Annotated in this window: 18 protein-coding genes and 1 tRNA gene; 16 read left to right on the top strand and 3 right to left on the bottom strand. The window is 61.0% G+C overall.

Translation table 11 applies throughout. From position 1 onward, the window contains the following. The first annotated feature begins 211 nt into the window (after window positions 1-211). From WDB88_RS09010 to WDB88_RS08945, 14 genes are all read left to right on the top strand, one after another. Complete coding sequence (locus WDB88_RS09010; RefSeq protein WP_339107337.1) at window positions 212-952, top strand: response regulator transcription factor; 741 nt, start codon at window positions 212-214, stop codon at window positions 950-952. Between the two features lie 319 nt (window positions 953-1,271). Further along, window positions 1,272-2,588, top strand: coding sequence for a nucleotide sugar dehydrogenase (locus WDB88_RS09005; RefSeq protein WP_339107336.1), 1,317 nt, complete (start codon window positions 1,272-1,274; stop codon window positions 2,586-2,588). 1 nt (window position 2,589) lies between these two features. Continuing rightward, the gene (locus WDB88_RS09000; protein WP_339107335.1) at window positions 2,590-4,065 is read left to right on the top strand and encodes a glycosyltransferase; all 1,476 of its coding nucleotides are present in this window, start codon (window positions 2,590-2,592) and stop codon (window positions 4,063-4,065) included. Between the two features lie 69 nt (window positions 4,066-4,134). After that, complete coding sequence (locus tag WDB88_RS08995; RefSeq protein ID WP_339107334.1) at window positions 4,135-5,268, top strand: hypothetical protein; 1,134 nt, start codon at window positions 4,135-4,137, stop codon at window positions 5,266-5,268. A gap of 2 nt (window positions 5,269-5,270) precedes the next feature. Continuing rightward, the gene (locus WDB88_RS08990; protein ID WP_339107333.1) at window positions 5,271-6,767 is read left to right on the top strand and encodes a sugar phosphate nucleotidyltransferase; all 1,497 of its coding nucleotides are present in this window, start codon (window positions 5,271-5,273) and stop codon (window positions 6,765-6,767) included. A 15-nt stretch (window positions 6,768-6,782) separates the two neighbouring features. Further along, window positions 6,783-8,471: a right-handed parallel beta-helix repeat-containing protein gene (locus WDB88_RS08985; RefSeq protein WP_339107332.1), complete on the top strand. Its 1,689-nt coding sequence runs from the start codon at window positions 6,783-6,785 to the stop codon at window positions 8,469-8,471. Window positions 8,472-8,474: 3 nt separating this feature from the next. After that, window positions 8,475-9,971 carry an MBOAT family protein gene (locus WDB88_RS08980; RefSeq protein WP_339107331.1) on the top strand — a complete coding sequence of 499 codons (1,497 nt, stop codon included), beginning with the start codon at window positions 8,475-8,477 and terminating at the stop codon, window positions 9,969-9,971. 9 nt (window positions 9,972-9,980) lie between these two features. Beyond that, on the top strand, window positions 9,981-11,219 hold the full coding sequence (locus tag WDB88_RS08975; RefSeq protein ID WP_339107330.1) for a hypothetical protein: 1,239 nt from the start codon (window positions 9,981-9,983) through the stop codon (window positions 11,217-11,219). Window positions 11,220-11,334: 115 nt separating this feature from the next. After that, window positions 11,335-12,024, top strand: a complete 690-nt coding sequence (locus WDB88_RS08970; protein WP_339107329.1) for a hypothetical protein — start codon at window positions 11,335-11,337, stop codon at window positions 12,022-12,024. A 12-nt stretch (window positions 12,025-12,036) separates the two neighbouring features. After that, window positions 12,037-13,407 carry a hypothetical protein gene (locus WDB88_RS08965; protein WP_339107328.1) on the top strand — a complete coding sequence of 457 codons (1,371 nt, stop codon included), beginning with the start codon at window positions 12,037-12,039 and terminating at the stop codon, window positions 13,405-13,407. Between the two features lie 2 nt (window positions 13,408-13,409). Beyond that, window positions 13,410-14,114, top strand: coding sequence for a hypothetical protein (locus WDB88_RS08960; protein ID WP_339107327.1), 705 nt, complete (start codon window positions 13,410-13,412; stop codon window positions 14,112-14,114). 17 nt (window positions 14,115-14,131) lie between these two features. Further along, complete coding sequence (locus WDB88_RS08955) at window positions 14,132-16,927, top strand: hypothetical protein (protein WP_339107326.1); 2,796 nt, start codon at window positions 14,132-14,134, stop codon at window positions 16,925-16,927. After that, the gene (locus WDB88_RS08950) at window positions 16,924-18,075 is read left to right on the top strand and encodes an alginate lyase family protein (protein ID WP_339107325.1); all 1,152 of its coding nucleotides are present in this window, start codon (window positions 16,924-16,926) and stop codon (window positions 18,073-18,075) included. Before WDB88_RS08955 ends, WDB88_RS08950 begins: the two co-directional genes overlap by 4 nt. Before the next feature lie 341 nt (window positions 18,076-18,416). Then, a complete protein-coding gene (locus tag WDB88_RS08945; protein WP_339107324.1) occupies window positions 18,417-18,713 on the top strand; it encodes a hypothetical protein in 297 nt (98 codons plus the stop codon). 6 nt (window positions 18,714-18,719) lie between these two features. On the opposite strand, the gene WDB88_RS08940 is transcribed toward WDB88_RS08945, so the two are convergent. The 3 genes from WDB88_RS08940 to WDB88_RS08930 all read right to left on the bottom strand — a co-directional run bounded on the left by WDB88_RS08940 (window position 18,720) and on the right by WDB88_RS08930 (window position 22,629). Then, window positions 18,720-20,201 (bottom strand): hypothetical protein, encoded by a 1,482-nt coding sequence (locus WDB88_RS08940; protein ID WP_339107323.1) that lies wholly within the window; start codon window positions 20,199-20,201, stop codon window positions 18,720-18,722. Next, a complete protein-coding gene (locus WDB88_RS08935; protein WP_339107322.1) occupies window positions 20,198-22,291 on the bottom strand; it encodes a DEAD/DEAH box helicase family protein in 2,094 nt (697 codons plus the stop codon). The genes WDB88_RS08940 and WDB88_RS08935 overlap by 4 nt, the downstream gene beginning before the upstream one ends. Before the next feature lie 248 nt (window positions 22,292-22,539). Further along, window positions 22,540-22,629, bottom strand: a tRNA-Ser gene (locus tag WDB88_RS08930). Window positions 22,630-22,824: 195 nt separating this feature from the next. Between WDB88_RS08930 and WDB88_RS08925 the strand changes: the two genes are divergently transcribed. Beyond that, window positions 22,825-23,910 (top strand): AI-2E family transporter, encoded by a 1,086-nt coding sequence (locus WDB88_RS08925; RefSeq protein WP_339107321.1) that lies wholly within the window; start codon window positions 22,825-22,827, stop codon window positions 23,908-23,910. Window positions 23,911-24,288: 378 nt separating this feature from the next. Next, the gene (locus WDB88_RS08920; protein ID WP_339107320.1) at window positions 24,289-24,837 is read left to right on the top strand and encodes a CHAP domain-containing protein; all 549 of its coding nucleotides are present in this window, start codon (window positions 24,289-24,291) and stop codon (window positions 24,835-24,837) included. Window positions 24,838-24,868: the final 31 nt, after the last annotated feature.

Below are 24,868 nucleotides of genomic sequence, written 5' to 3'. Positions count from 1 at the left end.
GTAAGCATTAGTCGGGGTTCCAATGAAATCTCCGCGTCGCATCGGCAAGAAAGTTGCATTCAAGGATCGACTCTCCATAATTTGAATTAGCTAGATAAAGGCAGAATACGATTACGGCGAAAAATTGCCGAATGCTTCGTCCATTTACCGCCGAGCGCGGTAAATCCCCTTTAGCTTCAAATCCACAGATCGTGGTAGCCAAGGACCACATATGTTCAGAGACGATATCGTTCAGGTCGTTCTCGCCATCGACAGTAACCCGCTTCTTGCCAGAGGAATTTCCATGCTGCTTTCGGAGGAAAGCTGGCTGGAGGCGCGGTCTTTGTCTTTGCCGGGAGATTGGTCAAAACCGGAAGGGCTGAAGCGCGAGCATCTGCCCTGTCTGCCCAATGTTGTCATTCTTGATCCGTCCCAGTTTGAAATGGATGTCTCCACCATCGTGGGGCGGCTCAACGCGATCATCGGCAAGCCGCCGCTCTATATTGCCTATTGCGAGGCCCCCGATGACGATCTGATCGAGAATTTCTTCGATGTCGGATTTCGCGGCATCATCTCGAAACATCTCAATCTGGAAGCCGTGAAAGTGGCGGTGGCTTCGGTCTGCCACGGCTTCATCCATCTGGAAGAGACCTTTGCCCGCGAGGTGCTGGCAAAGGGGCGAGAGGTCGGGCCGCCCGTATCGGGCCGCGGCGGCAGATCCGACCCTCCGCAGCCGATCTTACTTGAGAAAGACGGCGGCGATCTGGCCGAAAGGATGAAAGACCGGCTGACGGACCGCGAAGCTTTCGTCGTGCAATCCATCGCCTTGGGCAAGAGCATGAAGGAGATTGCCCGAGAGCTCGACCTGTCCTCGAAAACCATTGAAACCTACAAGGCACGCGCGGCCAACAAACTGCAGCTGAAATCCCGAAGCCAGATCGTCGACTATGCGATGCGCAACGGTCTCGTTTAAGACTATCCACCTGATTTTATGACGAAACGAGCAGCCGAGAGGCTGCTTTTTTAATGCGCGTCTCCCAGCGGAAAATCCCCTACGACCCCGAGGTTCCGCCTGTAGGAAACCGATCAGTTCAGCGGCTCTTTTCCTGACAAGAATAGGCTTTTTTACGGACTATTTTTTCTTCCGCAGCGGCGCAAATCTTAACTTGTCATTAACGAAATTGATGGTCGGCCTCCCCGCCGATCTGTCTGGCCGAAGACCGGAACCGGCATGGCATTCGGTTTTCCTCCAAGGGCAGACACGGCTTGTAAGCTTGATGAAAGGAATGGGTATGGCGAATATCGCTGTGATCGGAATTGGATATGTCGGGGCTGTTTCGGCAGCATGTCTGGCACGGGACGGGCATGTTGTGGTGGCCGTGGATGTCGATCCGGGCAAAGTGGCGGCCATCAATGCGGGCAAGTCCCCGATTGTCGAAAAGGGCCTGCCCGAACTCATCGCGCAGACCGTGGCCGAGGGCAAGCTGAGCGCGACCACCGATATCGCCGAAGCCGTCGCCAGAACCGAGGCCTGTTTCGTCTGCGTGGGCACCCCCTCGGCGCCGGATGGCTCTATCGGGCTCGATTACGTCAAATCCGCCTGTGCCCAGCTCGGGCAGGCCATCGCCCATGAGCGCAAATGGTATTCGGTGATCATGCGCTCGACCATTGTGCCCGGATCGATGGAAACCACCTGTATTCCGATGCTGGAATCCGCCTCTGGCCTGACTGCGGGGGATGCCTTTGGGGTTGGCTATTACCCTGAATTCCTTCGCGAATCTACCGCCATCGAGGATCACAAAGAGCCGGGTCTGATTGTCTTCGGCTCGCTTGATGCGCTGACCGGCGATTTCCTGACCGAGCTGAACAAGAACACCATCGGCAAAATCCATTCGGTCGATCTGCGCACCGCAGAGATGGTCAAATACACCTCGAACAGCTGGCGCGCCGTCAAGGTGACCTATGCCAACGAGATCGGCAATATCGCCAAGGCCTCGGGAATTGATGGCCAGCTTGTGATGCGGATCCTGTGCTCGGATAACAAAGCCGCCATGTCGCCCTATTTCATGCGTCCGGGCTTTGCCTTTGGCGGGTCCTGCCTGCCCAAGGACGTGCGTGCGCTGCGGGCACTGGGCGATCAGCATGCCGTCGAGACCCCGCTTCTGGACGCGGTTCTGGTGGCCAATGACGAACAGATCGCCCGCGCCGAGAAGATGTTGGAGGAGGGCGGCCATAGCCGGATCGGCATGGTCGGGATTTCGTTCAAACCGGGCACCGATGATCTGCGCGAAAGCCCGCTGGCCACATTGGCCGCACGGCTGATCGAGAAGGGCCGCGAGATCAAGGTCTATGATCCCTATGTCAACGAAGCCTATTCCAATGACCATTCCGCCGCAGGGCGGGGCAATGATTACGGCATCGAATTGCGCGACCGTCTGGTGCCCTCGATCGAGGATCTGCTGGCGGAGACCGATGTGATTTTGGTCGGCAACAGCTATGCCGAGACACTCGAACCGCTGACCCGCGCGATGGACCGCCCGATCATCGATCTGACGCGGATCTCTCCCGAAGCCCGCTCGAATGGCGTCTATGAAGGGATCTGCTGGTAACATGCAACGGATCGCTGCGCATTTTCTTTATCTCGCGGTCATGGTCTGGCTTATGACCCTGGTGGCCAGCGCCGACCTTCAGGCCGTCTCGAAAGGGCTGCTGGTGATCGGCGTCATCGGGATCTGGCGCTATAGCTGGGCCGCGTTGAACTTCACCCGCGCAGCGATCTATCTCAACTATGCCTTTCCGCGCCTGCGCGCCCGTGCCGAGCAGGCCTATGCCGCCCGTCCCGCACCGGCCCATGCATGGTTTCTGGTGACCTCCTTCAAGATCGAACCCGAGGTCACCGTGCCGGTCTACCGCTCCATCTTCCGCGCGGCGGCAGCATCGCGCGGCGGCGCCTCGGTGGTGGTTTCGGTGGTGGATCTGGCCGATCAGGCGCTGATCCAGCGGGTCTACGACACGATGCCGGTTGCTATGGGCAATGTCGCGCTGCTGATCGACCGTATTCCGGGCACCGGCAAGCGCGACGCGCTGGCGCGGTCGTACCGGCTGATTGCGCGCCAGCACCCGACACGCCACGATATCGTGGTGGTGGTCGATGGCGATACCTGCGTGCCCGAAGATATCGTCGAGACCTCGGCCCCGTTTTTCACCGATCCGCGGGTGGGCGCGGTCACCACCGACGAGATTGCCGAAACCCCCGAACCCGGCCTGTTCCGTGACTGGTATAACCTGCGCTTCTCGCAACGTCAGATGATGATGTCCTCGCAGGGGCTTGCGGGCCGCGTGCTGACCCTTACGGGACGGATGTCGGTTTTCCGCGCCGATCTTCTGATCGAGCCCAGCTTCATTGCTCAGGTGCAATCGGACCATGTCGAGCACTGGCGTCTGGGGCGCGTGAAATTCCTGACCGGCGATGACAAATCGACCTGGTTCTGGCTGCTGTCGCATGGCTATCTGATGCGCTATCTGCCCGATGTCGCCTCTGTCTCGATGGAAAGCCAGCCCAAACCCGGCTTCATGGACAGCGCGATAACCCTGATGACACGCTGGTTCGGCAATATGCTGCGCACCAATGGCCGCGCCTTGGCACTGCCGCTGCGTGTAACGGGGCTTTACACATTCTGGGCGCTTCTCGACCAGCGCATGGGGATATGGACAACGCTTGCGGGGCCGATCTCGGTGCTCTTCGGCACGGTCTTCGTCAGCCCGATGGTGCTGCCCGCCTATATCGCGTGGATCCTGTTCACCCGCTACATCTTCTGCTGGATCCTGTCGCTGGTCCGCAAACCGGGCTTCCCGATCACCTATCCCTTCCTGCTGTATTTCAGCCAGATCGTCGGGGCCTCGGTCAAAAGCTTCATCCTGTTCCGCATCGATCGCCAGAAATGGACCCGCCAGCCGGGCGGTGCGAAAGGCAAACTCAAACCCACCCCCAGACAGAGACTGCGCGCATGGTCCTCGACCTATGTCCATGCGCTTGCACTTGGCTGGCTGGCTCTGGCGACGCTGATTGCCTCCGGTTCTCTGTGACCCGCCAGAATCTGCCCGACCCGAAGATCACGCCCCCTTTTTCGCGCCAACTCAAGGAGCCTTTCCCCGATGTCCACGATGGCCGATCCGCATAGATCCAACCTGACCACCCGAACCGCCCAAAGCGCCTTTCCACCCCCCGACCTCACCCCCGATCTGGCGCTGCCGGGCGATCACCCGCTGCTGGAACTGCCCTTTTCCGCCGAAATCGACGGACGCCAGTTTCAAGGCCAGTCCATCTCGCTGATGCGCGCCAAACTCGGCGGTCTGGCCGACCCCCATATTGTGGGCGAACAACGCCTGCTGCGCGTGATCTTCCCCTTCGAGGGGTTCAACCTGACCCTGCCGATCCCTGCGCTGGTAACCGATATCGACCCCGGAAAGGGCACCATCGCGGTTGATTTCATCGACCCTTCCGGCAGCCATCTGCCACAGCTCCGCCATGTGCTGAACAGCTATATCGCGGGGGATGTGATCTCGCTCGGGCGGGTGCTGGGCGTGGCCTTGCAACCGATGCAGGTCGCCGGTGCCAAAGGCCATGCCGCCGCAACCGGCGGGACGGGCCTCGGGCGGCGTCTGGTCAATGGCACGCTGATGCTGCTGGCCACGGCCCTTCTGGTCGGAGGCGGGGCATGGCTCCTGCGCGAGCGCCTGTTCACCCTTGCCATTCCCGCCCCCGCACAGGCGCTTGCCGCAGGGCCGCAACTGAACGCCATCAGCGCGGGCCAGATCGACTATATCGACCCCAGCGCGCAGATGGGCGAGGTCGCGTTCTCGATCCGCTCGACCACCGGCCAGACCCTTGCGGTCGCTATGCCCTGCGACTGTAACGCGCGCTCTGTCGGGCCGCAGCTTGGGGCCACCGTGCAAGAAGGCCAGCCGGTGTTCCAGCTCTCGGAGGCAGACGCCCCTGTTGTACTGAAAGCCAATATCGCCTCCGACCAGCTTTATGCGCTGGCGCAGGCCCGCGAGATTACCGCGCAATTTCCGGACGGGACGCGCATCGCGACCCATGCCGATGCCGCCTCTCTGGCTGCGGCGGCCGCCCTTGGTGCCAACCGTCAGGTTCGCGTGGATCTTGTGCCCCAGACACCGCTGCCTGCTGACCGCGAAGGTCAGTTGGCCCAGTTGACCATTCACCGCGCCACACCGCTCGACAGCCTGGTTGATCAGTTCACGCGTAAATCTGTATCGGAGGAGTAATTATGTATAATGCAATCCGACCGACCGTTCTTTGTGGCGGCATGGGATCACGTCTTTGGCCGATGTCCCGCGTCGAACAGCCCAAACAGTTCCAGTCCGTCAATGGGCGCGGAGGGGCCACCTTCTTTCAGGAAACCGTGCAGCGCCATACCGGCAAGGAATTCGGCGACCCGATCGTGGTGACCAACGCGCGCCAGACGGCGATTGTCAAACGCCAGTTGCGCGATATCCAGAAGACCGGCCAGATCATCGGGGAACCGATGGGCCGCAACACCGGACCGGCAGTGCTGGCGGCGGCCCTTTATGCCCTGCGCGACGACAGGGATGCCAAGCTGCTGGTGCTGCCCTCGGATCATATCATCTCGGGCGATATCAACACCATCATCACCGCCATGCTGCCCGCCGCAGAGGCCGGACAGATCATCACCTTCGGCGTGATCCCCACCTATGCCGAAACGGGCTATGGCTATATTACCGACGGTGGGGCCTATGACCATTTCAGCGGCCTGCACCGCGTGCTGCGCTTCGTCGAGAAGCCTCCGGCGGAGGTGGCGCTGAAGATGCTCGAGGACGGGCAATCCTACTGGGCCTCGGGCATCTCGATGCTGCGCGCCGATCTTCTGGTCGAGGAATTTGCCAAATTCGATCCCCAGACACTGGCCGCCGTATCGGACGCGCTGGCCCATGCCTCCGAGGATCAGCTCGGGGCCAGCGTGCTGGAGGAAAACGCCTTTGGCAAAGCCGCCAACGAACCGACCGAGCGGCTGATTTTCGAACGCTCGGAACATATCTCGCTGGCGCCGCTGCCGGGGATCGACTGGAATGATGTCGGCGCTTGGAATTCGGTCCATTCGATTTCCGACCAGAAGGAAAACGGCAATGTCACCTTTGGCGATGTTGTCACCCATGACACCGCCAATTCGCTGATCCGTTCCGAAGACCGGCTGGTGGCGGTGATCGGTCTGGATGATGTGATCGTGGTGGACACGCCCGATGCGCTGCTGCTGGCCAATCGCCAACGCTCGCAGGATGTCAAACTGGTGGTCGAACAGCTCAAGAAAAACAAGCGCAACGAGGTCATCAGCCACCGCCTGCGCGATGTGACATGGGGCCAGAGCGAGACATTGCGCAGTCAGGGCGATTGCGAGATGGAAATGATGCGGGTGGAAAGCGGTGCCAAGCTGACGGTGAATGGCACGGGCGAGGGCCGCTCGATCCTGACCATGATCTCGGGGCAGGGCGAGTGCACGCTGCCCGAAGGCGAACGCACGTTGTTCGAGGGGTGCTCGATCATGATCGATGCCGATTACGCCATGCCGGTCAGCAATATCTCGGGCCGTGCGATCATCATGCTGCATGTCAAGCTGACCGAGCTCGAGAAGGTCCGGCAGGCGGCACTGGCCGAAACCCGCACCGAGGATGCGATCCGCAAACTTGTCGCCTTGGAGGAAGAGGTGGCGCAGGTCACGCTGGCCGCCAATGTCGCCGATATCCGCTGAACGGAGCCTGCATCCATGATCCGCCTCCCGCGCCCGCGATCCGCCCGTCCCGCTTGTCCGCCCCGGCACTTCTGGCCCAAGACCCTGCCGCTGGCCACTGCCGTGGCTTTGTGGGGGCTCGGGGGGGCGCAGCTCTCCGCTCAGGATATGACGGTCGGCAAGGGGTCCTTACGGCTCGGGGGGCTGGCCGCACCAAGCTCGTTGCTGCGGCACGCCCCCACGGCCATGCCCGCCCCGCAGCGCGGGCGCGCGGGGCTGTCGCTGGACAGCCATGACGGGCTTGGCGGGCTTGGGCAGGCGGCCCAAGACGCAGATCCGACCCTTCTTTATGCCGCCTTCCGCAAGGAGATCGGCGCGCCTCTCATTCCGCAGGCAGAGGCCGCCCCACAGGCAGAGGCCGTTCCAGCCCCGCCTGTGGCGCTCCAACGGCCCTCCGCGAAAGCGGAACTGAGCGAAGGCTCGCTGAACACCGCTTTGACATGGCTTGCCGTGATGGCGGGGCCGTCGAATTTCGCCCCGATCATGGCCGCCCGCGCGGGAGAGGATACGGCGATCTATATCACTGGCGGCACGGCCGATCTGGCAACGCTTGCCAAAGCGGGCCTGCCGGGGCTTTACGCGGTCGAGGACGGGGTGGTTGTCGAACGTCCACTGGTGTTGTGGAACGACGCCGCGCTGCGGATGGCACCAGGCGAGACGCTTTATCTGTCACGCGCAGCCGGAGCCTTCGTGCTGGCCTTCGGAACGCTGGAATTGCAGGGCGCCACCATTGCCAGCACCCGACCGGTCAATCCCCATCTGGCCAGCTATGAACCCTTCGTGACGGTTGCGGGGCAGGGTGTGCTGCTGGCCGAGCATGCGGCCTTTATCGGGCTGGGGGCGCAGGGCAGCACCAATGGCACAGGCAGCGTTGGTACAACGGGCATGGGCGCGATAGCCGGCCTGTCGATCAGCTCCGGCCTTCTCTACCATGCCGAAGAGACCTCGCGCATCAGCGAGAGCCAGTTTCTGGATGTCGCGGAATTGCGCGTCGAAGGGGTGGACGGGTTTTCCCTGACCGATAGCCAGTTCGAAGGCCGCACCCGCGAAGGGGTCGTTTTGCGCAATCTGGCCAAGGCAGAGATCCGCAATGTCGCGTTCCGTACCACCGGCAGCGCCTCGGCGCTGGAGCTTGCGGGGCTGCGCCAGAGCCGGATCGAGCAGAACAGCTTTGCCGCCGGATCGGGGGGCATTCTGGTCAGCGGCGGATCACAGGCCCTACGGCTGCGCCAGAACATGCTGTTGAAGCCCCTCGCCACCGGCCTTGAAATCCGCGACAGCCGCTGTGTGCTGGTCGAGCAAAATCTGGTGGTAGGGGCCGGAACCACGGCCCTGCGCCTCAACCATGCCGATGCGGTCACAATCCACCAGAACGGTTTCCTGCAGGCCCGCACCGCAGCGGTAGAGCTGGTGGATATGGCGGCGGGGGGGCTGTCGCTTTCGGACAATCTGATGGCTCATAACCGCGAGGGCCTGCGCGGGGATCGGCCTGCGCGGCTGCATCTGCAGGGCAACCGGCTGGCGGCGCAATTTCCCCGCCTGATGAGCGGCCCCGTTGCCAGCCAGCAGCCCGCGTGGCTGGCGGCGCAAAAGGCCCATACCGCACTTTCTCTCACCACGCCGACAGCGGCGCCATCTGTCGCGCCCAGCTGCGAAGGGATCTGATCTATGGTCTTTGCCTCCGAAACGTTTCTGTTTCTGTTTCTGCCGCTGTTCCTGCTGGCCTATTTCCTGACACCGCGCCGCGGCAAGAACCTGACCATCCTGCTGGGCAGCTATCTGTTCTACGCATGGTGGCGGATCGATTTTCTGGGCCTTCTCGTGGCAACCACCGTGTTCACATGGGTCTGTGGCCGTGGCATCGCGGCGCATCTGGGCCGTCGGCGCGGCAAGGCATGGCTGGTGGCGGGGCTTGGCGGCAATCTCGCGGTGCTGGGCACGTTCAAATATCTGGGCTTCTTCATGGACAGCCTTGCCGCCGCCTTCGGTACCACGCCTGACCAACTCGGCTTTCACTGGCAGATCATCCTGCCCATCGGCGTCAGCTTCTATGTCTTCCAGTCGATTTCCTATCTTGTCGATGTCTGGCGCAAGGATGCGCCCGCCGATACCGGACTGATCGATTTTGCCGCCTTCATCGCGTTGTTTCCGCAGCTGATCGCCGGACCGATCCTGCGCTTCAAGGATCTGGCCGACCAGTTCCGCGACCGTCGCTCGACGCCCGAAATGGTGGCCGACGGCTTTGCCCGCTTTACCATCGGGCTGGCGAAAAAAGTACTGCTGGCCGATGCCATCGCGCCTCTGGCCGATCTGGCCTTCACCACTGCCGATCCGGCGAACCCCGTGGCGTGGCTTGGGGCGGTTGCCTATATGCTGCAGCTTTATTTCGACTTCTCGGGCTATTCCGATATGGCCATCGGTCTGGGCATGATCATGGGGTTCCGCTTTACCGAGAACTTCAACACCCCCTATATCTCGCGCTCGATCACCGAATTCTGGCGGCGCTGGCATATCTCGCTTTCGGTCTGGCTGCGCGATTATCTCTATATCCCGCTGGGCGGAAACCGCTTTGGCACGGCGCGGACCTATTTCAACCTCTGGATCGTCATGGTGCTGGGCGGGTTGTGGCACGGGGCAAACTGGACCTTCGTGATCTGGGGCGCATGGCATGGCACATGGCTGGCGCTGGAGCGGGCAAAAATCGTGCCGCAGGGCAACGGGGCGCTGTCGGTGCTGCGCACACTGCTGACGGTGCTGGTCGGCTGGGTCTTCTTCCGTGCCGCCGATCTCGATCAGGCGCTCGGGGTGCTGGCGGGCATGGCAGGGCTGAACGGCACCGCCATTCCGTTCGACATCGCCGTGCAGATCCGCAACGAGGCACTGGTTTTCCTTGCCCTGGCCATCATGGTCGCAGCCCTCGAACCCCGCCTGAAGGATCTGGTTCGCCAGTGGCGGGCACAGGACATCTCAAGCGGCACCGCCGCGGGTCTTGCGGGGACAGATAGCGGGACCTCAGGTATGGTCTCCGTCATGGCCCCCACACGCAGCGCCACGGCGGCAGCGAGCTCTCTGGCGGGTTCTCTGGCACTGGCGCTGTTGTTCACCGCCTGTGTTTTGCGGATCTCCGAGGCCGCCTTCACGCCCTTCCTGTATTTCCAGTTCTAAGAGGGTGCCATGATCTCCACCACCATCCGCCTTGTCTTTCCCGCAGCTGTTCTGGCCTATGCCGCCTATGGCATTGCCGGTGCCCTTCCGGCGCTGGACAGAACCACACAGGACCACCGCTGGACGCTGGCCGACTGGATGCAGGGCCGCGCCAGCGCCACCATCAACGACACATGGCGCGCCGCGCTGCCGCATCACGATTTTGCCGCAGGGGTCGTGGGGGCCGGACGCTGGCTTGCGCTGAAAGAAGGGCGCAAGGGCGTGGTTTCGGGCCGCAATGGCTGGCTGTTCACGCAAGAAGAGGCCCGCAAGATGGACGAGCCGATGGAGGCCGTCTTTGCCCGCACCGAGATCCTGCGCGAGACTCTGGCCGATAAGGGCATCGATCTGGTGGTGGTGCCGCTGGCGGGCAAGGCCGATATCTATCGCAACGAACTGGGCGGCAGCGGAATGGCCCGCGATCTGGAAGAACGCTACGCGACCTTCTTCGCAGGGCTTCAGGCGATGGGCATCAAAGTGGTCGACAGCCGCAGCGCCTTGCTGGATGCCGCCCGCCACGCGCAGGTGTTCTATAGCTCCGACACCCATTGGACACGTGCAGGCGCCGCCGCAGTGGCCGAGGCCGTCGCGCAGGTGGTGCCGCAAGGATCGGCCAGCGTGAGCGCACAAGAGGAACCCGCGCAGCAATTCCACGGCGATCTGACGAAATTCATCACCTCGGCGGAATGGACCCAGCGGGTCGGGCTGCCGGAGGAAACCGCAAGGCCCTTCGTGACGCAGGTCGCGGAGAACGGGGACGATCTGTTCGACACGCTGCTGGGGCCTGCCTCTGTCGAGACGGTGCTGGTTGGCACGTCCTATTCGGCCAATCCCAACTGGTCCTTCGCGGAAAGCCTCAAGCTGGATCTGCATCAGGATGTGCTGAATTACGCCAAAGAGGGACAGGGGCCCGTCAAACCCTTCCTGGAAATGCTGGCCGATCAGGCCTTCCAGCTTTCGCCCCCCAAACAGGTGATCTGGGAAGTGCCCGTGCGCTATCTGGCCGACCCCGACATCTGGACCGCCCCCGAAAACCTGCAGGACGCGCCGCTTCTGGCCGGCCAGCGCGCCGCGATGGTGCTGGCGCATATCGGGGCCGACCAGTCGCCCGTGCGCAGTGCCGATCTCGCGCTGACCTATCCTGCCCGTTTCGCCGATCTGGGCGCGGGGCCGGACCTGCCGAAAGGACCGATATTCAATGACAAATAATCCCCGTCTGCATCCCGAAGTGACCACTCATGGACAGGACTGCCCGTCAGTGCAGATGGAACATGCCCGGCTAAAGCCACGGAGGTATCCGTATGGTCTTCGCTCACCGTCGGGTATGGTGCTTCTCCTCGTCGGTGCGGTGCTGGGCCTCGGCCTTGCACCGGCTGGCGGGGAGAGCATTCGATCCCCGTTCGGGGTCTCCGCCACGCGCCAGTTGCCCAGCGCGCAGTTGCGCCATACCCGCCGCGCGATGATCGAGGACCGTCCGGTGACCATTAACCGCCTGCGTGCGCTGGCGGATGCGGGCGACGGGCTGGCGGCCTTCAACTTTGCCAAGATCCTCGAAGCCGAGGACCGGCCCGACCTGCGCGCAGATATCGCGCATTACTACGCGATTGCGGTGCATACGGGGCGCGTTTTTGCAGTCAACCGCCTGATCGAGACCACCGATCGCGGTCTGGCCGAGGGGGCCTTCGAGGGAGCGGCGACGCGGCTGAGACAGATCGGGCAGGCACTGGAATTTGCCGCGGTTCATGGCAATGCCAATGCCGCCTCGCGCGTGGCGGAGGCGTGGCGGACAGGCGATCTCTTCGGCACGCAGGATGCGGAAAAAGCCACCGAATATGGGCAGCTCGCGATTGCCAATGGCAACCTCAATCTGGCGTCCCAGATGATTGTCGAGAAGGCAAAAGCAAAGGATAGCGACGGGTTACAACAGGTTCTCGAGTTGGTTGGTCAGAATGCAAATATTGGAATGCTTGCCTTGGGGCAAAATGTTGTGCGCTTGGAAACTGACAGGAATTGAGAGGCAACACGCATGAAGGCTGACAGAAAGACCAGCGGATGCAGATGGGGACTGGCTGTGGCGCTTGCGGTCTGGGCGGCACCGGCTTTAGCCCGCGATGTTTCCGAATTCGGATGCTACGGGCTGAAGGAAGAGGCCGTTGTACCCGCGATGGAGGGCAAGGACGGGGTGTTCTACCGTCTGGCCACGGATCTGACCTTGGGGCAGGATCTCTCGCCCGCCGCCGTCGAGGCCGTGGCGCGTCTGTCCGCCGCTCTCGAAGAGGCGGGCACGACGCTGATTTTCGCGCCTGTGCCGACCAAGGCTGAGGCCATGCCCGAAGCCCTTCCCGATGATCTGAGCGCCTTGGAATACGATTGGGCCAGCGCGCAGCAGGAATACCGCCAGTCGATCCGCGCGCTACGGGCGCGGGGGGTGATCACCGCCGATCTGCTGCACGGGATGCTGGAGGATATCGGCCCCGAGGATGTGGCGCGATATGGCACGGGGCAGGTGCCGCTTTTCTTCCGCTCCGATTATCACTGGACATCCGAAGGTGCGCGCCGCGCGGCCCGCCAGATTGCTGGCCAGATGCGCCAGCAAGCCAGCTATGACGCCCTGCCGAAAACCACTTTCGAGACCGTGTCGATCGGCGCGCGCGAGGGGTTCTCGACCATGCGCCGCACCATGCAGATGCGCTGCCGTCAGGCGTTGCCCGAGGTCGAGACGATGGGGTTTGACACCACCGCCGTGGCCGACCCGTCGCAAACGGCCGACGAGCCTCTGGATATTTTCGCCGATGCCGACGAGCAGGTGCCGGTCGTGCTGCTGGGCACCTCTTTCTCGGACAATCCCACCAATAATTTCGCAGGCTGGATCGAACAGTATAGCGATCTTGAGGTGCTGAATTATGCCGTCACCGGCGGCGGGCAGTTCGGCGCGCTGCTATCTTACCTGACCAGCGATGACTATGCCCGCCAGCGTCCCGCTTTCATCGTGTGGGAAAGCCCGATCTATGCCGATATCATGCAGTTCGGCTCCGGCCCGATGGAGGAACTGGTCGCAGCAGCGGATGCCAAATCCTGCAGCCACAAGCTGGTCTTGCACGATGTCGACGGCACGCTTGAGGCCCAGCTGAACGGGTCCACCTTCGGCACATCCGATGCCATTTTCGCCCGCTTCGGTGATGAGGGCCCGCGCAAGGCAACCTTCGTGCTGCGCACCGAAAGCGGCATCGAACGGCAATACCATTTCCGGCGCGGCGACCGCCTGCGGGCCACCGGAAATTTCTGGCTCAGCCTCGCTCCCTATTCGCAAACCCCGCTCAATTCGGTGCGGGTCACCTTTGACCGCCCCGTCAATAACGGCTCGTCCCTATCCCTGTGCTTCGATATCGGAGAATGACCATGCGCAAGATTATGCTTTCCCAAGCCGCTTTGCTCCAAGCCGCTCTGGCTCAAACCGCTTCGATGGCGCGGCACAGACCTTTGGCCATCGCGATCCTTGGTCTGGCCATGCTGGGCCTGCCTGCCGCAGGCTTTGCGCAGGATGCCAAGCTTTATGCCGATGCCGTCAATCCCGATGCGGGCTATCTGCGGGTGATCATGCCCGGAAAATCCTCGGCCATCGTGGCGGGCGACAGTTTCTCGGAGCTGGATGACGGGGTCTCGCCCTATGTGATGATCGACACGCCCGGCACGATTGCCGTCAGCGCGGGAGCCGCGCAGGGCGAGGCCGAGGTCGGCAAGGGCAGCTGGAACACCTATCTGATCACTGCCAGCGGCGAAGGGCATATGGTGACCGATCCGCTGACCCATAGCCCCGCACAGGCCGATGTCACCTTCTACAACATCTCCGATCTGGATGATGTCGATCTTTACGTGCCAGCCGCCAAACGCGCGGCTATGACCGATATCGATACTGGCACCGGCGAATGGATTGCCCTCAAGGCCCCGTTATCGCTGGAGTTTCAGGTGCGACACGGGGAAGACGTTCTGGCCTCGGTGGCCGATGTCGCGCTGGTGCGGCGCGAGGGAACCACGCTGGTCTTCCGTGGCCAGTCCGGCCGCTACGAATTGGTGGCCCTGAAAGCCGCGACCAAAGCCAACTGAACAGAACGAGGGTTTCCATGACATATCGCGTCCATTCTCTTGCCGCCTCCTTGCGATTTCAGCCTTCGTCCGCTGGCCTGTCAGGACCCTCTCCAAGGGCCGGTTTCCTGCGTGGCCGGTCATGGGCCAGACACGGTCTGCGCGCGCTGGCTGTCGGGACGCTCTGGGGACTTGCGCAGACGGCCTCGGCCAAAGAGCTCGTTGCTGTGGATTTCGAGCCGCCGGTGATCGAGATGCAATCGGTCTGCGCCCCGCGCCTGAGCGACGAGCAGATCGAGGATCGCTGGAAAAACTGGGATCGCAAGACATTGGCGGGCAGAAATGCCGAGGAGGTGCGGGGCGATATGCGGCGGCTGATGGAGGTCGATGCCGCCGAATGGAAGCCGGTCTATGCACGTGTGATCGCGCTGCTGCCGCAAATCGACCCCAGCTTCGACGCGGATAAGCAGCTTTTCGAGACTATCGCGATGCGGGTGGCGGCCGGAGAGGCGGCTGCGGTGAAATCGGAAGGGCTGGTGCGCAAGGCGCTGGACACGCCCGGTGCGAAGCTGCCGCATAACCAGCGGCGTCTGGGCGAGTATCTGGTATCGGGACAGGGGATCGACAAAGATCGCATGCGCGGCATCGGCCTGCTTGTCGAGGCCGCGCGCGGCGGTGACGCACAGGCGCTGTTGACCCTTGCCGATTTCCAGAACCGTGGTGTCGCGCTGCCCAACTGGACGGTGGATCCGCAGATGACAATCATGCTGGGCTTTGCCGCGCAGGTCGGGGCGATGAACCCCACGATCTGTGACCGCGTCATCAATATCGCCCGTGCCTATAACAATGGCGAACTGGTCCAGCCCGATTATGCTCTGGCGGAGAAATGGTATCGCTTTGCCGCCGATCTCGGGGATGGGAACGCCGCCTATGCGGTGGCCGAGATGCATTTACGGTCTGAAAAGATCAAGAAGAACAACGAGGTCATGCTGAAATACCTGCATCAGGCTGCCAAGAACGGTTCGCCTTCGGTGCTGATTGCCTTGGGACGGCTTTATGAAGAGGGCGCGCTGATCGGGCAGGATCTCGGCAAGGCCGAGGCGCTCTATGATCAGGCAGCCGCCAGCGGGGCGCGCGGGGCGCTGGTGCGTCAGGCGCTGTTTCTGGAAAAACGTGCCGATGTGAATCCCAACTACAAGCCGCGGTTCGAGGCCGCCCTGACCCACCTTCTGGCGCGCGATGATGCCCCCGGTTGGGCCTATGCGCGGGCGGGTCAGATGGCGCTCGAGCGCAAGGGCCGCTGGGCAGGGCAGGACGAGGCTCTGGCGCTGTGGGAGAAGGGGGTCGCCTTGGGAGATGCCGAGGCCATTCGCGGGCGCGCCAGAGTGGCAATGAGCCTGAATGACAAGATGGACACGTTCTATTCCGGCGTGGATGACCTGATCTTTGCCGTTGAACAGATGGGCAAGACCGGCGCGGTTCGGGAACTGGTCGACGCCCATCTCTGCCTTACGCCGCAAGGGCCTTTGCCCGAACAGGCCGATTACTGGTCCTCGATGGCCGATCCTGCCGCGCTTGGTGCCAGCGAAACCCTGACGGCGGTGCTTGGACGCGTGGAAGAGGCGCAGGTGCCCGATCTGCCGCGCGAGATAGCGCGCAAGGTGATGGCACATGCGCAGGACGTGCTTCCGGCAAGCCCACAGCTTGCGGATCTCGCGACGCTTGCCACCAATCCCGCGCTGTCAGATGCGGAACAGGCCTATTGGACGCGCGTGGCGGGGCTTTTGCAGGTGGCCGCACCGCAATCGGTTCAGGATTATGTGACGCTGCTGCAACCGCGCCTTCTGATGCAATTCGCGCAGCTCTATCCGGCAAGCGCCGATACGCCCGCCCTCTTGCTGGCTCTGGCGCAGCAGGGCAATGGCGTCGCGATGGAGGCCCTGATGACCGCCGATCCCGCACATTATCCCGATGAGGCCTCGGTCCTTGCAGCCTTTGACGATGTGATCCGCGACAGGGGGGATTTCGACGCAAGCCTTCTGGCGCTGGCCCATGCGGCCCCCGAGGATCAGGCCCTCTGGCTGCGTCACGCCAAATCCGAAATGGCCTGTATCTTTCCGCAGGCCCGCGAACTGGCGATGGTGGCGGGGCGTGTGCACAATACCGCAGCCCTCAAGCATTGGATCGCCGTCAGCGAGGCGCTGGCCCGTCATGAAAAACCGTGGGCCCGTACCCAGATTGCCGACCTCTACGCCATTTTCAAAGACCAGCTTGGCGAGGATGCGGCCCTGACCGCGCAACAGATGTATCTGGCCGCCTATGAGGCCGGAGACCGCACCGCGATCATGCGCCTGCTGCCCAAAGTCGAGAAACCGGGCAAGCCGGGCTTTGATCCGGCACGGGCGGCAGAGCTTTATGTGGCTTTGGCGCAGCGCAGCGACGGGGCAGGGCTTTCGGATGTCGTCGCGCGGATCAACGGGGCCGAGCCTGCCGTAAAACGCGCCATTGGTGACCGGATTGACCCTCGGGCGCTATATTTACGGGCAGCCGAGGCGGGCGATACCTTCGCGATGTATCAATATGCCGCCCTGACGCGTGACAAGGCGCGCACGCCAGCCGATATTGCGGATGCGGAACTCTGGCTTGGGCGCGCGGCAGAAGGGGGCAATGTGGATGCGATGATTGATCAGGCACGCTCGCTGGCCTTCGGCATCACCGGAACACCGGACCCCGACGCCGCGCGTGGCTGGTTGGTCAAGGCGGCGGCACTGGGCAACGAAGAGGCCAGCGGGTTGTTGAATTCCATGCAACTGGGAAAGGTGCCGATGCAATGAAGACCGCTTTGACCCTTCCCGCAGGCTGTCTGCTGCTGACGCTTTTCCCCGCCACAGCGATACTGGCCGAAACCGCTCCGGCAATGCCGGTCGCGCCAGACAGCCAGACAGGCGCTCAAACCGGTACGGATACGGCGGCTTCCCCCGATACGGCCCCTGATACGGCCCCCGATACCGAAACTTCCGACCCGAAGGCGCAACAGGCGGAGACCTGCTTTGACGAAATCGCACCCGTTGTCAGCCTCTCCTATGGCAGCCGCTATACCGAAGACAGCGAGACACGGTCAGAGTTTGACGAGGCCTCGAACAGGGAGGTAAACGAGGCCCTGAAGCCGGTGGACATGTTCATCTCGAAGCTGGCGCGCGAAAGCAACCGTGCACTCAGCCGGAAGGGCAAACGCGGCGAGGCCTCGGCCCATTGTGTCTTCGACCGGCTGGAAACATGGGCGCAGGCCGACGCCCTGTCCGATCTCGGCAGCATGAATGCGCAGATCTCCGTGCCAAGCCGTCTGGGCGGGATTGTCTTTGCCTATCGCAACGCACTCGAGGTCGCCACGCCCGATCCCGTGCAGAAAGACCATATCGATAACTGGCTGAAAGCACGGGCACAGGCCCATATGACCTATTTCGACACGGACGCCCCCGAACGGGCCTCGCGCAACAATCTGCGCCAATGGGCGGGGCTTGCGGTGGCGCTGGTCGGGCTGACGACCGAAGACGAGGCCATGATCGCCTGGGCCAACGAGACTGTCGACTACACGGCCTGCCATGCCGACCCAGATGGGGCGCTGCCGCTGGAAATGGAGCGGGGCGAATTGTCTCTGCATTACCAGATGCATGCCGTCACCCCCTTGGTGGTCACGGCGGCGCTTCTGACCGAAAACACGCCCCTCAAACCTTTCGACGCCTGTGAGGGGGCCATCTCGAAAATCGTCAATTACACGCTTGCGGGCCTCGAGGACCCCAGCGCCATCGAGACCCGAACCGGCGTGGCACAGAAAATGGACGACGATCTGAAAAGCTACGATTTCGCTTGGGGGGCCGCCTATCTGAAATACGAGGATTCCAGCGAACTCAGCGAGATTGTCTCGGAATTTCCCGGGTTGAGCAATTCCAAACTGGGTGGCGATCAGAGCCTTGTGTGGTAACCCGCATATCGCATTGGCGTTATTGCTCCATAGCAGATTGCAGGTGATCCTTGATAGGTTGCCGCTCGACACCCCATCCGGTTAGGCCAAGCCGGAGGTGCGCCGCATCAAATCATGTCATTCTCGGGCCATGAATCGCTTGCCGAAGTGACCCGTTACACGGTTCAAACCGACCGAAAAGAACTCGCGGTGGAGCGAAGCGCTCTCAGCCGCATAAGCGACAGCTCCGAAAGACATTGCTCCAAAACGTATGTCGGATTATTGTCATACTGACGGCGTGGCCTTCCAATGCAGGACCGTTGAGCCCTTGGGCCAGCACCTCGGAACGTGATCCATCCATCATGAACCGCTCGCCGTCACCCTCCCCATCTGCCGCCCACAATCGAATTTCCGAATTGGTCGACGCCGCCAAACGGCCTCCTGCGGCGATTTACATGATGAAAAATGATGAAGTCGAAATTGGTTTTCAGCGCGAGCACTTCGCTGGCATGTTGAGAAATGTTGAGGTCGATTTCGAAGTTTCAGATATATTTTCCAGCTTTACAGCCTCTCACCGCGCCCGAATTGGGGCACAAGGCGCAAATTACAATGAAAGTCTGCAGCTAGCTGCGATTTACCAATATACTCGTCGCAGATGAGGCTGTTCAGCGGCTTTCCATTTCATAGCCACGCACGATGCTCAGCAACCTGCGGAACTCGCCATCGTCCGAGGCTTGCTTCCAGAAATTGATGAACCGGCAGACAAGTTGGAGGTTGCCCTTGGCATAATGCCCACTGCTGTCTATGCGGTCCAAGGAGGGCAGCATGTTATCGTCCGTCTGTGCGCCCCGAAACTGGAACGGCAGGCCGGTGATGGCGCAGCGGTCTTCCTGAATGGTGAGCAGGTCCCGGATCAGCTTGTCCAACTCTACGTCGGACATGTGTAGTGCCTTGTTCTTGACGGTCGTCGGGACTACTTGCCCGTTGGAGCTGAAGACCGTCTTGCCCACCGAATACTTGATGTCAGCGATGGATTTCTCCCGGGCCCCGAGGTAACGGGCTTCGGCCTTTTCGCACTTGTCCAAGGCACCCTCGGCTTCCTTGCGCAATAGGTTCGAGAACAGCCACAGCAGGGAATGGGCGTCGATGAGGCGGACGTAGTCCAGTTTGGCCAGATCCGCAATTGGCTCGCGCAGGGCATTCAGGATCCCGTTGAACTGGCTGTAGTTCTCCCAGGTGCAATTGCGCAGGGTGCGGAAATTCACGCCGATCTCGCCAAAGACACGGTCGAAGCCGGTCGGCTGGATCGGCATGAAGCGGTCCATATCCTTGAGGAAGAACAGATAGGCCATCAGCGGGTACTTTGCGCCGGTCGCCTCGCTCAATTCGTCGAACAGCGCGCCTTCGTTCCGGTCGGTGCAATAGAGCTGGAACAACAGGCGTTCGAGGGTTTGCAGGCCGGTGCCCGTTGTCGCCGCTTCGATCAGGGCGCGGTGGTCGCGATTGGCGTGGCCGAAGCGGTTCTGCCAGAACACCATGTTGTTGTTCAGGTCACCATGCGTCGCCTGGATTTCGATGGCATCGATGACCTTGGCGACGATGGTGCCGGAACCGACCTGATCTTGCGTCCAGCTGTCGGCGCCGAGACGGGTCAAGGCTTCGGCACGGACGCGGGGTTTGTAGCTTTCCCAGGCGGCGATCAGACCTTCGTCAAACCGCGTGAGGGGCGCGTCGAAGGCGGTGATCAGGGATTGGAAGCGGGCGAAGACGCTGGTGAAATCGACGCCTTCCAGCAGATCAGGCGCTTTCGGTGCCTTGGCGGGCGCGCCATCGTACCAATCGAGGAAGCGTTGAAGGGCTGTGGGGCTGTCGATTTCGGCTCGCTGGGTGTCTGGTCGCTTCAATGGCGCAAGAGGGCCGTTGATGTTCGAGTTGCCGTTGTTGGGTTCGGACAGAAGCGTGACGCCGTCCAGATGCGGTGGTGCGGGCGGCTGAAACCAGACACGGGTGGTCTGGTTCGTGCGGTGGATGGCAAGGACGCGCCCGACCGGATTTCGGAAGCCGATGATGTAGTCGGTCGGCGCTTTTGCAGGTTCGCCGTAACGGGAACGGAGGAGGCGTTCTGCCTCGGCGGGGGAAAGCGTCATTCTGCGGCTTCCTTGCTGTCGGTGGCGGGGTCCAGCGTCTCGTGGAGGAGCGCTTCGAGGAGGCGAGTGCGGGTGGTGTCGGTGGTGGTCAGGGCGGCCTCCAGCCGGTCGCAGAGGGCCATGAAGTCCTGCAGGCTTTCGGTGATGAGCTTGCCGTCGGCATCGAGGTATTCGACACGCTCCTTCAGGATAGTGGCGCCGACGCCATCGACGTAGATCTTCCGGATCGGGCCGTTTGTGCCGGGCGTGTCTGGGGGCATGGCAGGCAGTGTTTCGGGGCCCGTCTCGTCGTCATCGACTGTCGATGCTGTATCGGTGCCATCCTTAGGTGGTGTCATCGTTCCGTCATCCGGTGGGACGTAAATCTGAACCGGATCGCCATCGAATTCTGGATCCGCGAAATGGTTGGTCGCCCCACGGAAATCGATCAGTGTGAAAAATTTCTTGCCGCTGTCCTCATGCACGCGGGTGCCGCGACCAACGATCTGCTTGAATTCGGTCATTAAGCCGATCTCGCGGTCGATGACGATCAGGCGGCAGGTCTGGGCGTCAACCCCAGTGCTGAGAAGGCGCGATGTGGTGACGATGACTGAGTAATCGGATTCCGGATCAATGAAGTTGGGCAGTTCGTTCAGCCCATCCTTGTCCCCGCCGGTGATCCTCATGACATAGCGATGGTCCTTTGCCACGAGGTCGGCGTTTTCGTTGATGAGAGCCTGCCGCATCCGTGCTGCGTGTTCCTGATCCACGCAGAAAACGATTGTCTTTTGCATCCGGTCGCCGCTTTCCTTTAGGAACTGCGTGACGCGTCTAGCGACTAGCTTCGTCCGGTCATCCAAGACCAGCGTACGGTCGAAATCCTTGATGTTATATTGGCGGTCCTCGACCTCGTTGCCCTCACGGTCCAATTGGCCAGGCGTCGGTCGATACCCTTCCACATCCCTGTCTATATGGCTCTTGATGACCTTATAGGGAGCAAGGAATCCGTCGCTGATCCCTTCCTTAAGGGAATATGTGTAAATCGGTTGCCCGAAGTAATCCATGTTGGACGCGTATTCGGTCTCCTTTGGCGTCGCGGTCATGCCGATCTGGGTTGCAGAGGCGAAATGCTCGAGAATCTCCCGCCAAGCGGAATCCTCGGCGGCGCTGCCGCGATGGCATTCGTCGATGATGATCAGGTCAAAGAAATCCGGTGAGAGTTCCTTGAAGATTTTCTGATGCTCTTGAGGACCGGTCAGCGCCTGATAAAGGCCAAGGTAGATTTCATAGGCGGTATTGATCCGGCGCTTTTTATCAATGGCCAGTGTCAGGCTTTCCCGCGTGCCATCAGCACGTTCGATGGTCTTCGCATGGGTCGACAGTTTTGCCATAGCTCCTGTGAATGGTCGGAAGTCGTTGACCATTGTCTGATCGACAAGAACATTGCGATCCGCGAGGAACAAGATCCGCTTCTTGGCGCCAGATTTCCATAAACGCCAGATGATCTGGAACGCAGTAAAGGTCTTACCCGTGCCTGTCGCCATCACCAAGAGCAGCCGCTGTTGTCCCTTTGCAATGGCTTCGACGGCTGAATTGATAGCGTTGATCTGGTAGTAGCGCGGCGTCTTCCCCATGTCGCGGTAATCATGGAACGCAATTTTTGAGGCTTCTGACGACAGGCCTTTCCAAGCTTCGTATTTAGACAATAATTCAGCAGGGGAAGGAAAGTTATCAAGACCAAGTGTGGTCTCCACTAATGGAGACTGGCCGGTCGCGTCGTGAAACAGAAAACCGTCACCGTTAGATGAAAAAGCGAATGGCACTCGTAGCATTTGCGCGTAGGTGAGGGCCTGCTGCATGCCATCGCCGATGGCATGGCGGTTATCTTTAGCCTCTATGATAGCGATCGGTATATTCGGCTTTACATAGAGAACGTAATCCGCGCGCTTGCGCACTCCCCGCGTTGTGACGCGTCCCCTTACGGTTATCCTGCCATCTGTAAGCGTTTTCTCTTCAGAGACCTGTGTTAATAAATCCCAGCCCGCACTTCGCAAAGCTGGTGTTATCAGCTTGCTGCAGACATCGCGCTCGGTGAAATCTCTTTTTCGCATATTAGCCACTTATCAATTTCCAGAAACTCTACCGGCTATTTTGATGGGCGCAATGCACTAAGCTGAGTTTGCAGCGCCGCTTGGTTTTGGTTCTTAAACACTGAGCGGTGTCCCATGCAGCAAGCATGACGAATTTATATACCAGCACGTTCTGGCATGTGCCGAGATGAATTGGGGGAATTAAAGGGGGAAGAGCTAACGCGCTACGCTTAATTTGCTAATGTTTTCATGCGCTTGCGTGGGTGGTATGGCGGACAGGAAGGGATTCGAACCCTCGAGACGGTTCCCCGCCTACACACTTTCCAGGCGTGCGCCTTCGACCACTCGGCCACCTGTCCGAGGGGGTGTCTATTCAAAACCGCAAATGGGTGCAAGCAGCTTTTTGGCTGAAATGTCATTTATTTTTCAAGCCGTCAGAAACCCTCTTTCGGGCTGTTCTTGTTTTGGCGCGCGGGCGAAATTAGGTTGGAACAGGACAGCAGGAAAATCTTGGCCCTGCTGCATGACGCCGCCCTTCAGCCAGCAGGAATACCATGTCAGATCAGAACCTCCCGACGCAGCGCGCGCCCTCTCGACGGGAACCACGCCAGCTTACGAATACCCTGCTTGGCCTCATTGCCTTCGTGCTGGTGCTCTTTTTACTGACACAGGCGCGGTTCGTGCTGATTTCTCTGGCCATCGCGATCATCCTGTTCTCGCTGACCTCCGAAGCGATCAACGCGATCGCGCGCCTGAAAATCGGGCCGGTGCGGATTCCGATGTGGCTGGCCTCGATCTTCGCGATGATCCTGATTGCAACGGGACTGCTTTCCGCCTCGGCCTTCATTCTGGCACAGGCCAATCAGGTGGTGACGCTGGCGCTGACCTATACCGAACCCGCACAGCGCGCCATTGCCCAGATTTTCGGCTGGATGGGCAGCGATGTCGAGGCCGCCGTGCTACAATACATGCAGAATATCCGCATCGGAGGCTACCTGACGGCCTTGGCGGGGCAGGCATCCTCGCTGCTTTCGGGGGCGATCCTCATCATTCTGTTTGTCGGCTTCCTCTTTGTGGAGCGGATCTGGTTCCGCTCGAAGCTGCTCAGCCTCTTCGGCGGCGAGACCGCCCGCGCCGACCGTATCTCGGCGATGGTGGAGCGGATCATGCAGTTGGTGAACCACTACCTGCTGGTAAAAGCCATCGTGTCGCTGGCAACGGCAATCGCGATCTATGCGGTCTTTTTCTTCGGCGGGCTGGAGCTGGCGCTGCCGGTGGCCATTCTGACCTTCTTTCTCAACTTCATTCCGTCGATCGGCTCGATTATCGCGACCGTCATTGCAGGGCTTGCCGCCTATATCCTGACGGGCGATCTGACCTCGGCTTTTGTGGTGTTTGCCATCGCCGGTGGCGTACAGTTCATCATCGGCAATATCATCGACCCGATGCTGATGGGCCATGCGCTGCGCCTGTCGAGCTTCGGCATCATCATATCGCTGGCATTCTGGGGCGCGATCTGGGGCCTGCCGGGAATGTTTCTGGCAGTACCGATCATGGTGGCGCTGATGATTTCCTGCGCCCATTCCCCGACGCTGCGCCCGCTGGCGATTCTTCTCTCGCGCGAGGGGTTGCCGGATTAAGGCCGGACCGGGGGCGGCGGCAGATAATGTTCTGAAAACGTTCCAATTCCTAATAAAACCCTAAGGCAAAATCTGGTCGCAAGAGCTGCGACCATTTTGCCATTAACCATTTGCAAAAAAGCAACACGGTATTTTTTTCACAAGCTGAATCATATTGTTACAGGGCGTATCTCAGACCCGCCATGAAGGCGGTTCCATCACATTCTTAACTATGAGCAAAATCCCGCCGAGCTCACAGCAAGTCACTTTCCCTTAACCGCGTTTTCGCGCAAAAAACTGTCGTGCTCCAAGTGGATCTGACGACTGCGCGGGGTGCCCATAATAATTTTCGAGGTCCCGAGCGTGACAGGCGTTCTTTCCACTTTACGTGGGCCGGCTTTGGCAGCCGTAGCCCTGCTTTCTCTTACGGCTTGCTCGTCCAAGGGCGATCTGAGCCAGATGAGTTCGATGAATTTCGCCTCGGCGCGTATGGACCACCAGACCACATTCGGTCTGGACCCCGCGCGCCGGGATGCTGCGGTCGAGATCGCAGCGGCAATGCGAGCCAAGGGCCAGCGCGTCTGGTGCGTGCCCTTCGCCCGCAATGCAAGTGGGATCGAGCTGCGCGGCAATGCGCGCACTTGGTGGGGGCAGGCCGAGGGCAGCTACCTTCGCCGCCATAGCCCCGCACCGGGCGCTGTGATGGTGTTCAAGGGCACCAAATCCATGCCGATGGGGCATGTGGCCGTGGTCTCCAAGATCGTCGATAGCCGCAAGGTTCTGGTGGATCATGCGAACTGGAAACGCAACCAGGTCTCGCTTGGCATGGAAGTCATTGACGTTTCTGCCAAAAATGACTGGAGCGAAGTGCGCGTGCGCTCCAGCAGCGCCGCCTATGGTCGCAACTATCCGGTCTATGGCTTTATCCAGAACATCAATCGCGGCTGATCCGCGCCCCGAGCGTACCCTTTTGAAGGCC

Source organism: Thioclava sp. GXIMD4216, assembly GCF_037949285.1.
Lineage (GTDB): Bacteria > Pseudomonadota > Alphaproteobacteria > Rhodobacterales > Rhodobacteraceae > Thioclava > Thioclava litoralis.
The sequence above is the reverse complement of the archived record's forward strand: the minus strand, read 5'-3'. Positions and strand labels throughout refer to the sequence as shown.